The sequence below is a fragment of the Ornithobacterium rhinotracheale DSM 15997 genome, assembly GCF_000265465.1.
GTDB classification, from domain to species: domain Bacteria; phylum Bacteroidota; class Bacteroidia; order Flavobacteriales; family Weeksellaceae; genus Ornithobacterium; species Ornithobacterium rhinotracheale.
The window spans coordinates 1,390,319-1,405,441 of sequence record NC_018016.1 but is presented as its reverse complement, the minus strand read 5'-3'; the positions used below and the strand labels follow the sequence as shown (position 1 = coordinate 1,405,441).

Annotated in this window: 14 protein-coding genes; 2 read left to right on the top strand and 12 right to left on the bottom strand. The window is 38.2% G+C overall.

Features of this window, described 5'->3' with window-relative positions:
* Positions 1–11 precede the first annotated feature (11 nt).
* The gene (locus ORNRH_RS06620; protein WP_014791110.1) at positions 12–917 is read left to right on the top strand and encodes a DMT family transporter; all 906 of its coding nucleotides are present in this window, start codon (positions 12–14) and stop codon (positions 915–917) included.
* Positions 918–956: 39 nt separating this feature from the next.
* Here ORNRH_RS06620 and accC read toward each other — a convergent pair whose 3' ends face one another.
* The 11 genes from accC to ORNRH_RS06565 form a co-directional block, all read right to left on the bottom strand.
* The gene (gene accC, locus ORNRH_RS06615; RefSeq protein ID WP_014791109.1) at positions 957–2,315 is read right to left on the bottom strand and encodes an acetyl-CoA carboxylase biotin carboxylase subunit; all 1,359 of its coding nucleotides are present in this window, start codon (positions 2,313–2,315) and stop codon (positions 957–959) included.
* Between the two features lie 15 nt (positions 2,316–2,330).
* A complete protein-coding gene (accB, locus tag ORNRH_RS06610; protein WP_014791108.1) occupies positions 2,331–2,807 on the bottom strand; it encodes an acetyl-CoA carboxylase biotin carboxyl carrier protein in 477 nt (158 codons plus the stop codon).
* A gap of 101 nt (positions 2,808–2,908) precedes the next feature.
* Positions 2,909–3,112: a 50S ribosomal protein L32 gene (gene rpmF / locus ORNRH_RS06605; protein WP_014791107.1), complete on the bottom strand. Its 204-nt coding sequence runs from the start codon at positions 3,110–3,112 to the stop codon at positions 2,909–2,911.
* A 21-nt stretch (positions 3,113–3,133) separates the two neighbouring features.
* Positions 3,134–3,688 (bottom strand): YceD family protein, encoded by a 555-nt coding sequence (locus ORNRH_RS06600; protein WP_014791106.1) that lies wholly within the window; start codon positions 3,686–3,688, stop codon positions 3,134–3,136.
* Between the two features lie 54 nt (positions 3,689–3,742).
* Entirely contained in the window at positions 3,743–4,795 is a 1,053-nt protein-coding gene (gene pdxA, locus ORNRH_RS06595) for a 4-hydroxythreonine-4-phosphate dehydrogenase PdxA (RefSeq protein ID WP_014791105.1), read from the bottom strand.
* Between the two features lie 116 nt (positions 4,796–4,911).
* A complete protein-coding gene (locus ORNRH_RS06590; protein WP_014791104.1) occupies positions 4,912–6,246 on the bottom strand; it encodes a hypothetical protein in 1,335 nt (444 codons plus the stop codon).
* Between the two features lie 21 nt (positions 6,247–6,267).
* Positions 6,268–6,858 carry a c-type cytochrome gene (locus tag ORNRH_RS06585; protein ID WP_014791103.1) on the bottom strand — a complete coding sequence of 197 codons (591 nt, stop codon included), beginning with the start codon at positions 6,856–6,858 and terminating at the stop codon, positions 6,268–6,270.
* Positions 6,859–6,871: 13 nt separating this feature from the next.
* Positions 6,872–7,405, bottom strand: a complete 534-nt coding sequence (locus ORNRH_RS06580) for a DUF3341 domain-containing protein (protein WP_014791102.1) — start codon at positions 7,403–7,405, stop codon at positions 6,872–6,874.
* Positions 7,383–8,792 carry an NrfD/PsrC family molybdoenzyme membrane anchor subunit gene (nrfD, locus tag ORNRH_RS06575; protein WP_014791101.1) on the bottom strand — a complete coding sequence of 470 codons (1,410 nt, stop codon included), beginning with the start codon at positions 8,790–8,792 and terminating at the stop codon, positions 7,383–7,385. The genes ORNRH_RS06580 and nrfD overlap by 23 nt, the downstream gene beginning before the upstream one ends.
* A gap of 17 nt (positions 8,793–8,809) precedes the next feature.
* Positions 8,810–11,980 (bottom strand): TAT-variant-translocated molybdopterin oxidoreductase, encoded by a 3,171-nt coding sequence (locus ORNRH_RS06570; RefSeq protein WP_014791100.1) that lies wholly within the window; start codon positions 11,978–11,980, stop codon positions 8,810–8,812.
* Positions 11,981–12,016: 36 nt separating this feature from the next.
* Positions 12,017–13,348: a c-type cytochrome gene (locus ORNRH_RS06565; RefSeq protein WP_014791099.1), complete on the bottom strand. Its 1,332-nt coding sequence runs from the start codon at positions 13,346–13,348 to the stop codon at positions 12,017–12,019.
* A gap of 322 nt (positions 13,349–13,670) precedes the next feature.
* Here ORNRH_RS06565 and ORNRH_RS11635 point away from each other — a divergent pair, with 322 nt between their 5' ends.
* Positions 13,671–14,147, top strand: coding sequence for an SPOR domain-containing protein (locus ORNRH_RS11635; RefSeq protein WP_014791098.1), 477 nt, complete (start codon positions 13,671–13,673; stop codon positions 14,145–14,147).
* Between the two features lie 82 nt (positions 14,148–14,229).
* Here ORNRH_RS11635 and ORNRH_RS06555 read toward each other — a convergent pair whose 3' ends face one another.
* Positions 14,230–15,120, bottom strand: coding sequence for a TIGR01777 family oxidoreductase (locus ORNRH_RS06555; RefSeq protein WP_014791097.1), 891 nt, complete (start codon positions 15,118–15,120; stop codon positions 14,230–14,232).
* Positions 15,121–15,123: the final 3 nt, after the last annotated feature.

Here is a 15,123-nt window from a genome sequence, read left to right as displayed (position 1 = left end):
TTTAAAATATCATGCATAAAAAATCATTTTTAAGTCAATTGTTGAGCAATAAATGGTTTCTTTTAGCCATTTTATCCATCACTTGGGGCTCCTCTTTTATTTTAATTAAAAAATCCTTAGAAGCTTTTACAGCGATACAAGTCGGAGCCTTGAGAGGTTTCATTGCGGGCGTTTTCTTGCTACCGATTGCCCTGCGTAGCATTTCTAAGCTATCTTGGCGAGATATTATGTGGGTGAGCATTACGGGATTTGTGGGGAATTTCCTTCCACTATTTTTGTTTCCCATTGCACAAACTCAAGTGGATAGTTCTACGGCGGGCGTTTTGGATTCTTTGATTCCGATTTTTATTTTAATACTTAATTTTTTAATCTTTGGGCAAAGGAGTAAAAATCGACAAATCATCGGAGCGATTATCGGATTCATAGGGGCTGGAATTTTAAGTTTTAGTGGAGAAAGCACGGGCTCTAGCCATTTCTGGTATGCTATGCTCATCGTGTTTGCCTGTGCGTGCTATGCCATGGGAAGCCTTATTACCGAGAATAAATTAGCACACATTAATGCTGAAAAAATCAGTGCTTTGGTTTATACAATTTGGCTTATTCCCTCGGCTATAATTTTATTGTGTTGCGATTTCAAGCCACTTTCGAGCACACAACTATACGAGGGATTGGGCTATGTGAGTTTGCTCTCTATCGTGGGCACAGCGATTGCGTATATTTTATTTTACAAATTATTGAAAACCTCTTCGCCTATTTTTGCCTCAACGGTTTCGTATTTAATGCCGCTTGTGGCGGTATTCTGGGGCGTCTTAGACGGCGAAAAATTCAATTTTTGGCATATTTTCAGCGGTGCAATGATTTTGCTTAGTATTTATTTAATCAACGAAAAGAAGTCTAATAAAAAAGCCTTAGTGTAAAAAAACTAAGGCTTTCATATTTTATATGGCTAAACGAATTTAATCTTCGTTTGCATATTTTTCATCCATTTGGAAATCTTCCATAAACTTGGTGGTATAATTTCCCTCACGGAACTGCGGGTTGTCCATCAATTGTCTATGGAACGGAATAGTGGTTTTTATTCCATCAATATAAAACTCTTCTAGGGCTCTGCTCATTTTGGCAATTGCCTCTTCGCGAGTGCGTGCAGTGGTAATTAATTTAGCCACCATAGAATCGTAATTTGGTGGAATTTGGTAACCTGCATAAATGTGTGTATCGATGCGCACTCCATTTCCTCCAGGAATATTTAAATGCTTAATTTTCCCAGGAATCGGTCTAAATCCTTTATACGGATCCTCGGCATTGATACGGCACTCGATACTGTGCATTTTTGGCAAATAGTTCTTACCAGAAATACGCTCACCTGCAGCCAAAAGAATTTGCTCTTTAACCAAATCAAAATCAACAACTTGCTCAGTAATTGGATGCTCTACTTGGATACGCGTATTCATTTCCATAAAGTAGAAATTTTTATCCTTGTCTACCAAGAACTCCACAGTTCCCACACCCTCATATCCAATATACTCAGCAGCTTTCACAGCAGCTTCTCCCATTTTTTCTCTTAACTCGGGCGTCATGAAAGGAGACGGTGTTTCTTCTACCAATTTCTGGTGACGACGCTGAACAGAACAGTCTCTTTCCGACAAATGGCAAGCTTTCCCATACTGGTCGCCTGCAATTTGAATTTCGATATGGCGTGGCTCTAAAATGAGTTTTTCCATATACATTCCGCCATTTCCAAAAGCTGCAGTAGCTTCCATCACGGCAGATTCATAGGCTTTCTCTAATTCTGTTTCATCAAAAACGGCACGCATCCCTTTTCCTCCCCCACCTGCAGTGGCTTTCAACATTACGGGATAGCCAATTTTCTCTGCAGTGGCTCTTGCCTCCTCTACAGACTCCAAAATCCCTTCTGAACCCGGCACTACGGGAACTCCTGCCTCTATCATTGTAGATTTTGCAGTAGCCTTATCTCCCATTCGCTCGATATGCTCTGGCAATGCACCTATGAATTTAAAACCATGTTTCTGGCAAGTTCTTGAGAAATGTGCGTTTTCTGACAAGAATCCATATCCTGGGTGAATGGCATCGGCATTAGTGATTTCTGCCGCTGCGATAATATTTGGAATATTTAGATATGAATCTTTTGAATTGGGCGGCCCTATACATACCGCCTCATCGGCAAATCGCACGGCTAAGCTGTCGGCATCTGCGGTAGAATACACGGCAACGGTTTTAATTCCCATTTCCTTGCAAGTTCTAATGATACGCATCGCAATCTCGCCACGATTTGCAATTAATATTTTATTAAACATAATTAAATTCTAAAATTAAGCGTTTGGATCTACTAAAAATAATGGCTGATCATATTCTACTGGCGTAGAGTCTTCTGCCAAAACTTTTACGATTTTTCCTTGAATTTCAGATTCTATTTCGTTGAAGAGTTTCATCGCCTCTATCACACAAACTACATCTCCAGCTTTTACGGTATCTCCCACATTCACAAACACATCTTTGTCTGGACTTGGCTTGCGGTAGAATGTTCCAATCATTGGAGATTTTATAGTTAAATAATTATCCGCTTCTTCTGATGCCGGAGCTGGTGCAGCTACTTGTGGAGCTGCCGCTTGTGGCGCAGGAGCTGGCGTAGCAACAGGTGCTGGAGCAGGGCTTGCCACTTGATATTGAACAGGCGCTTGTTGTGGATTTTTGATTTCGATCTCGAATTTATCGGTCTTAAGTTTTACTTCAGACACGCCAGACTCGGATACAAAAGTGATTAATTCTCTTATTTCTTTCTTGTCCATAGCGGTGTTATTTTGTTTAAAAATCTAAAAGTAATAAAAAAAGTTGCATTTAACAATTCGCAATGCAACTTTTTTTTAATTTATCTCTAAATTAAATATTTTTAGTCCTCAGAAACTTCTTGAGTCTCTTTTTCTAAAACTACTTTTCCACGGTAGTAAAGTTTACCGTCGCTCCAGTGTGCTCTGTGTCTCAAGTGCATTTCACCAGTTGTAGGATCAGTTGTAAGTGTAGGAACCTCAGCTTTATAGTGAGTTCTTCTTTTATCTCTTCTTGTGGTTGACTGTCGTCTCTTAGGATGTGCCATTTTCCGTATCTTTTTTTATTATTATTCTAGTAAATCTTTTAATTTATTCCATCTAGGGTCAATATCTTCCTCTTCATCATCTACTTCTTCATCAAAGTCTTCGTAATCATCGTCCTCTGGAGCATACTGGTCTAGCAAATCGAGTGCTTCTATCATTTCCTCAGAATCTACATCTGGATTAATGTGTTTAAGCGGAATGCTAAGCAATGTAAGTTCAAATATTAATTGAGCTACATTTACTTTGTATTCTCCATGCGGAAGAATCAAAACTTCGTCGTCTGAATCATCGAACTCTTCGCCAAATTTCACTACAATTTCCATTTCGCCATCAATTGGCTGTGTGTATGGCTCGTTGGTAATGTCGCAGATTAACTCTACTTCGCCATTGAGCTTAAATTGTAATTCTAAAAATGTAGATTTTTTAATTAAATTTAAATCTACTTGAATATTTGGCTTTTGAAATTCTTGTTCAAAAGTAAATAAATCAAAGAACGATTGTTTTATTTCAAACTTAAATTGATGCTCACCCTCTTTTAAACCAGAGAATTGAACATCGTAATTCTTCATTTTGTCCATAAACGGATGGCAAATTTAATAATTATATTTTAAATACAAATATTTTTTTGTAATTTATTTGTTTTTAGTGTCTTCATTTGTCTCGAGAGCTCCATTTTTTAGGCTTAAATATTCCTCTCTGCAACGGTAAATTTTAATGGCTTGATAAATTGCCTCCACCATCGAGGTTTCGTTGGCAATATTTCTACCACTAATATCGTACCCCACGCCATGATCTGGACTTGTGCGTACATGCTTTAATCCTGCGGTATAGTTCACGCCCTCAATGCCTGCAATGGTTTTAAACGAAGTTAAACCTTGGTCATGATACATGGCTAGCACGGCATCAAATTTCTGCAAATTGTCCAAATTAAAGAAACTATCGGCTGGATAGGGACCAAAAATGTACAGCCCTTCGTCGATTAACTTTTTGAGTGCGGGAATGATCACCTCTTGCTCTTCGGTACCAAGCAGTCCATTATCTCCTGCGTGTGGGTTTAAACTCAAACAAGCAATCTTAGGCTGAGGAATACCAAAGTCCTCTACCAAGCTCTTGTACATCAATTTTGCTTTATCGATTATTGCTTTTTCTGTAACATGCGAAGAAACTTCCTTAATCGGGATATGTTGTGTAACAAGTCCTACCTTGATGTCTTGATGCACCATAAACATTAAAGCCTTTCCGCCCCAAGATTTTTCTAAATACTCTGTGTGTCCTGGGAATTGGAATACTTCTGATTGGATATTGGACTTGTTGATGGGAGCTGTTACCAACACATCACAATGCCCATTGGTAACTGCATTGGTTGCAAATTCAAGCGAACTGAATGATACAGCTCCTGCTTGCTCGGTTGATTTTCCAAACTCAATCAAAATATCGGGTGCTTCGATGTCCAAAATGTTTACTTTTCCTGCTACAATTTTAGACAAATCATTGATTTTATGATATGTAAAATTCTTATCAACCACTGCAGAAAGATATCCCCACAATTTATGTGTACAGAAAACTACGGGAGTACAAATGCCTAAAATATCTTTTCGCGCGAGTGTTTTTACTATAATTTCGGCACCAATCCCATTGGGGTCTCCCAACGAAATCGCTACTTTGATTTTTTCTTTAGATTTCATCTTTCAAAGATAATGAATATTTATTTGTTATTTAAATTTTTTGCCCAACAAAAAAACTCGTTTCTGAAAATGTATCAAAAACGAGTTTTTTATTATTTTTTACTAAAAAGTGGGATTTAGAACGGATATTCGTAAACCTCGCTTTCGTGTAACAATGGGTTTCCTTTTGGTACTAAAGGTGCCTTGGTCAAAGCATTCATTACTACATAAGCAAAAACGCCAAGCACAAAGAAGAATGCACCAAATTCTAGGAATCCGAAGTTCCACCAAGGTCCTACAGTTGCAGGCATCATTTGGTTGAAGATATCTACCCAATGTCCTAGAATTACAACTACTGCTACGATGGCTACCCAAGTGTAATTTCTCTTAATTGAACTGCTGATTAAAGCTAAGAATGGGAACACAACGTTTGGAATTAACATAGTGTAATAAGTTGCAGTGTACTGAACATCTCTCTGCTGGAAGTAAACACTTTCTTCTGGAATGTTTGCGTACCAAATCAACTCAAATTGACATAACCATAGGTATCCCCATAATAAACTGAATGCGAATAAATATTTGGCTAAATCGTGTAAGTGATTGTCGTTAAATTCTGGAAAGTATCCTGCTTTTTTAAGATATACTGCGATTAAAATCATAAATGCCACAGCACCTACTAGGTAACTTACCATAACATACCACCCAAAGAGTGTGCTATACCAGTGTGGATCTAATGACATTACCCAGTCCCAGCCTGAAGCCATTGATGTCAATGCAAAGAATACGATAGCGTAAACAGAAACTCTGTACAAGCTCCAGTAATCTTTCATACTTCCTGTTTGATCCAGCTTTTTAGATTTGTTTCTTAACCAGAATCCAAACAAAGTCCAACCTACTAAGTAGATCACTGATCTCACTAACCAGAACGGAACATTTAACCAAGCTGCTTTGTTTGCCATAAAACTATCAAATCCCTCGCTTTTAAAATCAATATCAGCCACCATCCAGTGATATAAATGATTAAAATGGAAACCTGAAGCAAATAACACTATAAGCATCATAACTGTTCCGTAAGGCATAAAGGCTGATATCGCTTCCATAACTCTTGTTACAACGACTGCCCAACCTGCTTGAGACACATGCTGAGTCGCCAAGAAAAACATTGAAATGGCAGCAATTCCAGTGAATAAGAAAGCGGCAATAAAGAACGCAGTCCAAGGTCTGTTATGATACTGCTGTAATAAATGTTCTACAGCGTGATTTTCTGAGTGTTCTATATTTGCGTGCTCGCCATCTACAACTTCTTGAGAAGAAGATAGGTACTCAAATTGCTGAGGATGATTGTGGATTTGTTCTACAATATAGTCCTCTCCTTTACTTGCATTCAACGTTGCACCTATAGCAAATAAGATGATACCTAGTACAATCGATACTAGTGATGCAGTTTTAATTTTTGGTGAAAGAGTGTACATAATTTATATCTTCTTCTATAATTATTTATTTCTTAATTCCATTACATATTCAGCTACACGCCATCTATCATCATCAGTAAAGTGAGATGCATAAGATCCCATAGCATTTCTTCCGTACATAATTACATGGTGCACAGAACCTACTGTGATTTCACGATCCTTATAGTTCGGTACGCCTAAAAATGCTCCTGAAACTACAATTGGCCCTTGTCCATCACCTTTCTCTCCGTGACAGGCAACACAAGCTTGACCAAATAGCTTTTCTCCTCTTTTCAAATCTTGCTCTCTATTAAGAGAATCTAGTGGAGATTTTAGACTTTTAGAAGCTTCATATCCCTCGTTTGTATTTGGCAAGTCGTAAGGTAACAATCCAGATTCAGTGTGCGCTACGGTTCCTTCTACTGGCATAAGTGCTGAACTATGATGGTTACGCTGAAACGCATATACATCTTTATCATCTGTAGGTTTTGGGTAACCAAATGTAGATTGCGCATAAGGCTCATAAGCATTAGAATAATACATATCTGGCATGTAAACTGGTGCGGGTTTTTCTCCCGGACCACATGAGATAAGTGCTAATGCAAAACCTGCAAGTATAATTGATTTTTTCATTTTAAATTTCAATTTAATTTACTGCTCTTTTCACAGAAACCTCTTCGGCACCTGAATCGATAAACATATTCTTCAAATTCTCAACATCATCCGACTCTACTTCGATTAAGAATTTATCGTCGGTAGTTCTCGGATCTGGATTCTTTGCTTTAGCTCCAGGGTAAAGGCTACATCTTATCAAATAAGTGATAGACATTAAGTGAGCTGCAAAGAAAACCGTCATCTCAAACATTGGTACAGCAAACGCAGTAGCGTTTTCTCCCCAAGTAAAACTTGGTTTACCTCCAATGTTTTGAGGCCAATCATAAATCATCATATACCAAGTGGTAACGATCATTAGCAATAATCCGTAAGCACCATAAATGAAAGCTAAATCTGAAATTCTTGTTTTCTTTAGCCCAAGTGCTTTATCTAAACCGTGTACTGGAAATGGCGTATAAACATCTTTAATGTTCACTCCTTTTTTGCGAAGTGATGTTACAGCGCTTACCAGAATATCATCGTCTCCATAAAGGGCATAAATCTTAGTGTTCATTGTCGTGCTCATGGTCTAAATGATGTTTTTTATAGCTTTCGCCTGATGATTTTAATACTGTTTTTAATTCTGCTTGTGCAATCACTGGGAATGTTCTAGCGTAAAGTAAGAACAATACGAAGAAGAATCCAATAGTTCCAAGGTAAATACCTACATCTACGAAACTTGGCATAAACATAGTCCAAGAAGATGGTAAATAATCTCTTGATAGGTTGATTACAATAATATCGAAACGCTCAAACCACATACCTATGTTGATGATGATTGAAACGATAAATGTCCATAAGAAGTTTCTTCTAAGTGGTCTAAACCATAATGACATAGGAACAATCACATTACAGATGATTAGTAACCAGAATGCCCACCAATAAGGTCCTGTTGCTGCACCTACAGTAAAGTAAGTAAAGTCTTCATATCTACTTCCTGAATACCACGCAACAAAGAACTCAGTAAGGTAAGCGACAGCTACCATTCCTCCCGTTACAATGATTACGATGTTCATGTATTCGATATGCTTTCGTGTAATATAGTCTTCTAGACCTACCACTTTTCTAGCTACACCTAATAATGTTTGTACCATGGCAAAACCTGAGAAAATCGCACCAGCAACGAAGTATGGCGGATAAATGGTTGAGTGCCATCCTTTAATTACAGAAGTAGCAAAGTCAAATGATACCGTGGTGTGTACTGAGAATACAAGAGGAGTAGCCAAACCTGCTAATACTAAAGATAATTCCTCAAATCTTTGCCAATGTTTAGCATTACCCCCCCATCCAAAAGAAAGGATGCTGTATATTTTCTTAGAAAAAGGTTTTTTAGCTCTATCACGAAGCATAGCAAAATCTGGAATCAACCCCATGTACCAGAATACAACTGATACAGATAGGTAGGTTGAAATTGCTAATACATCCCAGAACAATGGAGAGTTGAAGTTTACCCAAAGCGAACCAAAGTTGTTTGGAATTGGGAAAACCCAGTATCCAACCCACGGACGCCCCATGTGAATTACAGGGAACAAACCTGCTTGAACTACGGCAAAAATCGTCATCGCTTCTGCCGAGCGGTTGATTGATAATCTCCATTTCTGACGGAAAAGTAATAGCACAGCAGAAATCAATGTTCCTGCGTGACCAATACCTACCCACCATACGAAGTTGGTAATATCCCAAGCCCAGTTGATGGTTCTGTTTAATCCCCAAACACCTATCCCCGTTCCTACAGTATAAGCAATACAGCCAAAACCATAAAGAAAGGCAATGAAGGCTAAACTAAAAGCAATCCACCATAATTTTCCGGCTTTACTTTCTACTGGACGCGCTATATCCTCGGTGATATCATGATAGGTTTTATGACCTAAGATTAGCGGTTCTCTTATCGGTGATTCGTAGTGACCTGACATAAATTCTTTTTAAACCTTTATTTGTTATTTTTTCTATTTCTAATTTTAACATGATAGAATACATTTGGCTGTGTACCAACTTCTTCTAACACTTCATACTTACGCTTGTCTTTCTTCAAGCTCACTACTTGTGCACTTGGATCATTAGCATCTCCAAATACCATAGCACCTGTTGAACAAGCTTTCGTACATGCTGTTTGGAATTCTCCGTCTTTTACTCTTCTTCCAGCTTTTTTCGCTTTTAGAATTGTAGCTTGAGTCATCTGAACACACAAAGAGCATTTCTCCATTACACCTCTCTGACGAACTACTACATCAGGATTCAATACCATACGACCTAAGTCGTTGTTCATATTAAAGTCAAACTTACTGTTTTGAGAATAATTAAACCAGTTAAATCTTCTCACTTTATAAGGACAGTTGTTTGCACAATAACGAGTCCCCACACATCTGTTATATGCCATCATGTTTTGTCCTTGCTTACCATGAGATGTCGCCGCTACTGGACAAACTGTTTCACATGGTGCATGATTACAATGCTGACACATCATCGGTTGGAAAATCACATCTGGATTCTCAGCCGCTGGCTTAATCAACACTTTGTATTGAGATGGCTCGTTATAATTTGTATCTTCTAACGCCTCTTTTTGAGTATATGGATATCTTTCTGGCTGAACAACCTGCATACTATCTGAGTAATAGCGGTCGATTCTTAACCAATGCATATCACGAGAGCGTCTAATTTCATCTTTACCCACTACAGGGACATTGTTTTCTGCATGACAAGCAATGATACATGCAGCACATCCTGTACAAGCGTTCAAGTCGATAGATAGGTTAAAGTGCGGACCATCTGCGCTGTCAAAGCTTCTCCACAAATCAACTTTCTTAACAGAGGTATTCTCTCCCATGAAAGTATCCATCGTAGCTGGCTCGTTCCACTCTTTTGGATCTTCATTTAAGAATTGATCAAGCGATGCCTCTCTTGCGATTTCATAGCGTCCCATCAAAGTATTCATTACCTGAATATTGGCAAATGGATGAGAACCTCCTACTTCATTAAATTCCTCAATTACGGCACTTAATTGACCATCTTTATATATTGGATAAGCATTTACACCGATACTTTCTAAAGCATTTGCTTGTGCTATTTTTCCTGTTACACCATAACCTAAAGCTAAACCTACTGTGCCTCTTGCTTGACCTGGCTGAACATAAACTGGAGCTTTAATTGTAACGCCGTTTACTTTAGCTTCATAGTAAACTCCATTCAACTCCATTCTTCCGTTTCGCTCATTACCATAGTTCCACATTTCGATGCCTAATTTCTCTGCATCCAGTGGATTCATTGTAAAGTAGTTATCCCAAGAGGTTCTAGTTACTGGATCTGGCAACTCTTGCAACCAAGGGTTAGTTGCTTGGCGACCATCTCCCATTCCCACTTTAGTATATAATTGAATTTCCCAATCGGCAGTTTTCGCAGCCTTTAAAACTGAAATAGCTGCTTGCGCATCTCCTCCTACATAAGACAAAGGCTCGCCTGCTTCGGTCTCTACAGCACCATTGTACAAGGCTTGATTAAATGATACACCACCTAGGTACTGTGCTGCAAATTTTCTTAAATAGTTATAATATGAATTATCTTCAATTTCTAAAGCCTTGGCAATGCTTTCAACCTCTTTTTGCTCTTGCCCGTCTTCAGCCTTTTCCTCTGCCTTCACCGCCGCAGAAACTGGAGCTTTTTTATCTCCTAGCCACACTAAAAGCGACTCTTGGAATTGTCTTGTATTTAAAACTGGCTGAATTGTTGGTTGTTGCAAAGCATATACCCCTGATAGAGGAATAAAATCTCCCCAACTTTCTAACCAATGATTCACTGGTGCTAAAACATTTACACTCTTTGCAGTTTCATCATCAATGCTTAACATCCCTACTGATAAAGGAATTTTCTTTAAAGCTTCTTTGATCTCTGCTCCATAGAATGAATTTGCAACAGGGTTTGCATCATAAATGAATAACGCTCCGATTAATCCCGCTTTTGCATCATTTACGAATTGCTTAAATTTAGCATTATTACTTTCTTTAAGTAAATTAGCTTTTTCCGTTACAGCATTCGCGTCTAAAGTTTTATTAATTAAATGTCCTAAAACTTGTGCTTCTTTTGAACCATCAACTAGAACAACTGCTTTGCTACCTTTTGCCTGTAGCTCTTGAGCTATAACTTTTGCCGTAGCATTTGATGTTCCTCCACCGTTCAATGCGGTATAAACCTCTGCTAAAACTTTGTAAACATCTGATGGTTTTAAAGGGAATCTTGAATCTGCGTTAGATCCAGTTAAGCTTAAATTAGCTTCAACTTGAATATGACGAAGCATGTTTTTACCTGGCTTGCGGGCTGCTGCATAAGACTTTTCCAAGGAAATTCCGTTGTGGGAATTTAAGAAATCTGCATTAAAGCCTACTACTAACTCAGTATTGGATAAATCATAATAAGGTAAAACTCTCTTTCCAAAAACTTCTTCCGCAGCATCTAAAGCTGGAGTTGCATCTACTGCATCAAACACTACATGCTCAGCACCATACTTACTTGCAAAGCTATTGATGATCGCCTTGGTAGAAGGGCTCGGTAAAGACGGGGTTAAAACCACCACTTTCTTCCCGCCTAGGTTGCTAAGCTTTTGCTGAATAGTTTTATCTACGGTTGCCCAGTCAGATTTTTCACCATTCAATGCCGGGTCTTTAATTCTGTTTGAGTCATATAATGACAAAACAGAAGCTTGCACTCTCGCATTAGCATCTCCTAGATATTTTAACTCCTTGTTTGGTTCAATTTTGATAGGTCTCCCCTCTCTTGTTTTCACGAGTACGCTTGCATAGTCGTAACCATCGTACATTGTAGACGCATAATAAGTAGGAACCCCAGGCATTACATCAATTGGTTTTACGACATAGGGAACCGATTTTATCACGGGCGCCTCACAAGCAGCCAATGTAGCCGCTGCTGTACTGAACCCTAGGAATTTCAAGAAATCTCTACGAGAAGTCTTTGAGGACTCCATCGTTTTCTTGTCTCCTAAAAATTCGTCAACTGGTAACTCTTCCGCAAACTCGTTTGCTGCAAGTTTCTCGGTTAAAGAATCGTTGTATAATTCTTCTATACTACCTCTATATTTCTTGTTAGAAGCCATGTAACTTCAGTATTTATTTATAATTATTAAATCTTATTAATAGTGACATTTAGCACATTCCAATCCTCCAATCGCATCTACAGTAATTGTTGCGTTGTCGCCATACTGCTTTTTAAGCTTTTCGTGCAATTCTGAATAATACGCTTTGTTGTATCCATTGTCCATATCCACTTGCGTTTCTCTGTGACAGTTGATACACCATCCCATTGTAAAATCGTTTGCCATCTCCACCACATTCATCTCATCTACTCTACCATGACAAGCGTAACATACTTGCTCCACATTTTTAGCCTTTTTGATTGCATTTTCTCCCGCCACAACGTGCTGTGCGTGATTGAAGTGTACAAAATCTGGCATGTTGTGAACTCTCACCCATTCGATTGGTTTTGTTTCCCCAGTATAAGTCATTGTATTCTTATCAAATCCTGAAGAAGCATAGATCTTTTGAATTTCCTCTGTATAGAATTTCTTAGATTTTCCTTTTTCTACATAGTCTCCTTTATACTCTTGGATAGAATAGTGACAGTTCATACACACATTAGTAGTAGGAATTCCTGAAACTCTACCATACTTTGCACTAGTGTGACACATTTGGCAATCAATACCTTGCTCTCCTGCGTGAATTTTGTGCGAGAAATAAATTGGTTGCTCTGGACGATATCCTTTATTCACATCTATCCCAAGCATTGCCTCCCACAAGCCATAGAGTGCTAATAAAGAAAGTACTAACAAACCAAAATTTACATATTTTTGATTTTTCTCTAGTAATTCTTTAAATGATTGCTTATGAAGCTCCTCACCTTCTGCTAAAGATTCTTTTAAGCTCAATTGGTTCAAGCTATTTACTCGAACAAGCATCCATACAAGCAAACATGCAATTACCGAGAAACCTACAACAATAGGTCCTGTAGTAAGGCTTCCGCCCTCTTTCTCTTCTACTTGTAGTTGAGTTACAGGTTCTACTTTCTCGGCAGGAGGATTAGATGTATATGCCAAGATATCATCTATTTGCTGATCTGTTAAATTAGGAAACGGAGTCATGGCTACTTTGCCATTTTCCTCATACACCTTAATTGCATACTCATCTCCAGAAGCACGTAACTCTTCGTTGTTTCTAATCCACTTATGCAACCACTCTCTTCCGAGCCCTTGCTCTGTTTGCAATTTCTCTACAATACCTCCTAATGCAGGGCCTACCACTTTTTTATCTAGCTGGTGACAAGCTGCACAATTAGTATTAAATAACTCCTTCCCCTTGTTCGGGTCGCCATTGATTGCCTCGGCATCCTGAGCGTAGGTTACAGAGAACATCAAAGTCAAGATGAACCCTGCAATACAATTCCATTTAATTTTTTGCAAATACGCCATTCTCTTACAATATTGAAATTTGGGTATGTTTTACTTAGTATTAATAATTACAAAAATAGCATGCTCCGTTAATTCTTTCATAAAAAAAATCAATCTAATTCTCTTTTTTTGCTAATTTATAAATATTCTAAATAAACCAAATCACTTAAATTACTCATAATAAACTGAATAAGCATATCGCATAAATTTTCAAACAAAATCAATGGAATGATAGTTATTATAGAAAAAGGGCAGATAACAAATAAGAGCTTTAAGCTATTTCTTAAATTTTAGCTTTCAAAGTCTTGAAAGTGTCTTATATTTGCAAAAAGATATTGAAAGTATGAAAAAGTTTTTGTCTTTATTTATATGCCTTTACATCGGGGTGAGCTTTGGGCAAATCTCGGTTGTAGATAGCATATCTGGTGGTTCTTACACCATTGAGGCTAATCAAGTGATTGATTCTCTTATTTCAAAAGAGGCGAGCCAAAAGTGCTTAAAAAGCAAAACGAATTTGGACACACCTAAGAAAGAAAGTGAGAATTTTGATATTTGTGCAAGAACTCCAAAGGTGAAAGGATACAGAATTCAAATTCGATACACAAAGGATAGAAGCCTTGCAAATAGTGTGATAAATGAATTTAAAAGAAATTTCCCAGATTTATCTTCTGAAATGGTGTACACTCGCCCAGACTATCGTGTGCTTGTGGGAGAATACTTTACTAAGCGTTCTGCCGCAACAGATATGGCTCGCATTAAGAAAAAATACCCTGGGGCATTTTTCGTGCAATGGGCAGTATGGTGCCGTAGAGCAAAATAATGCAAAATCTATTTTTTACATAAAAACAAAAAAACTCAGTCAAAATGACTGAGTTTTTTTTGCTATAAACTTTAACTTTGGCTTAAATATCTAAAACGGATTCGTGCAAGAAGTTAAAACCAGCCTTCCACAATCGTTTAGGGATTACATTCTGACTCCTTAAAATCAACTCTGGCGGTGTGCCGATGACTTCGCCCCCTAATTTAATTAAAAGCTTAGGAGCAGAAAGCCCAAACGAGCGATTGTATTTCTTGCGTAGCATTTCCATCAATAATTTATTGCTGACGGCACTGCCATTAGCAATATTGAAATCGCCCTCCAATTCGTGTTTTACGATGTAAGAAATAGCTCGCACAAAATCTTTTTCGCTCACCCAGCTCACCATTTGCGTTCCGTTACCAGCTTTGCCCCCGCCCCCAAACTGAACAAGTTTTTTGAGCGAATGCAATGCACTTCCTTTATGGTCGCCCAAAACAAGTGAGATTCTAAATACCACTTTTTTGGTTTTTCCTTCGGCATAACGGTAAAATGCCATTTCCCACTTTCGGCTGACTTCAGATAAAAAATCGGTGCCGTTTAATTCTGAAAATTCTGTTTTTTCTTCTCTTCTACTTTCATCATAAATCGCTACCGAAGATGCATTTAGCCACATTTTAGGTGGATTTTTGCATTCTTCAATCGCTTTGCCCAGTGCCTCGGTAGAGGCTATCCTTGATTGTAAAATTTCTTGCTTATTTTTTTCGGTCATTCGGGTGTTGATGTTTTTCCCTGCCAAGTTAATCAGCGCATCGGCGTTTTCTAAACATTCGCTCCAGTCGCCTACATTTTTGGCATCCCACACCACTTGCTTTACCGATGCTGGCAAATCTTTTTTAATGCTTCGCGTGAGCACATAAACATCTGCCTTGGTTTTATAATAATCGACAAGCAAACTGCCTAAATAACCCGTTCCGCCAGAAATTACAATTTTCATGAT

Bases quoted from the DNA above. Each gene is read 5' to 3' on its own strand.
- ORNRH_RS06620 (WP_014791110.1), top strand. From the start codon at position 12: ATGCATAAAAAATCATTTTTAAGTCAATTGTTGAGCAATAAATGGTTT.
- accC (WP_014791109.1), bottom strand. From the start codon at position 2,315: ATGTTTAATAAAATATTAATTGCAAATCGTGGCGAGATTGCGATGCGT.
- accB (WP_014791108.1), bottom strand. From the start codon at position 2,807: ATGGACAAGAAAGAAATAAGAGAATTAATCACTTTTGTATCCGAGTCT.
- rpmF (WP_014791107.1), bottom strand. From the start codon at position 3,112: ATGGCACATCCTAAGAGACGACAGTCAACCACAAGAAGAGATAAAAGA.
- ORNRH_RS06600 (WP_014791106.1), bottom strand. From the start codon at position 3,688: ATGGACAAAATGAAGAATTACGATGTTCAATTCTCTGGTTTAAAAGAG.
- pdxA (WP_014791105.1), bottom strand. From the start codon at position 4,795: ATGAAATCTAAAGAAAAAATCAAAGTAGCGATTTCGTTGGGAGACCCC.
- ORNRH_RS06590 (WP_014791104.1), bottom strand. From the start codon at position 6,246: ATGTACACTCTTTCACCAAAAATTAAAACTGCATCACTAGTATCGATT.
- ORNRH_RS06585 (WP_014791103.1), bottom strand. From the start codon at position 6,858: ATGAAAAAATCAATTATACTTGCAGGTTTTGCATTAGCACTTATCTCA.
- ORNRH_RS06580 (WP_014791102.1), bottom strand. From the start codon at position 7,405: ATGAGCACGACAATGAACACTAAGATTTATGCCCTTTATGGAGACGAT.
- nrfD (WP_014791101.1), bottom strand. From the start codon at position 8,792: ATGTCAGGTCACTACGAATCACCGATAAGAGAACCGCTAATCTTAGGT.
- ORNRH_RS06570 (WP_014791100.1), bottom strand. From the start codon at position 11,980: ATGGCTTCTAACAAGAAATATAGAGGTAGTATAGAAGAATTATACAAC.
- ORNRH_RS06565 (WP_014791099.1), bottom strand. From the start codon at position 13,348: ATGGCGTATTTGCAAAAAATTAAATGGAATTGTATTGCAGGGTTCATC.
- ORNRH_RS11635 (WP_014791098.1), top strand. From the start codon at position 13,671: ATGAAAAAGTTTTTGTCTTTATTTATATGCCTTTACATCGGGGTGAGC.
- ORNRH_RS06555 (WP_014791097.1), bottom strand. From the start codon at position 15,120: ATGAAAATTGTAATTTCTGGCGGAACGGGTTATTTAGGCAGTTTGCTT.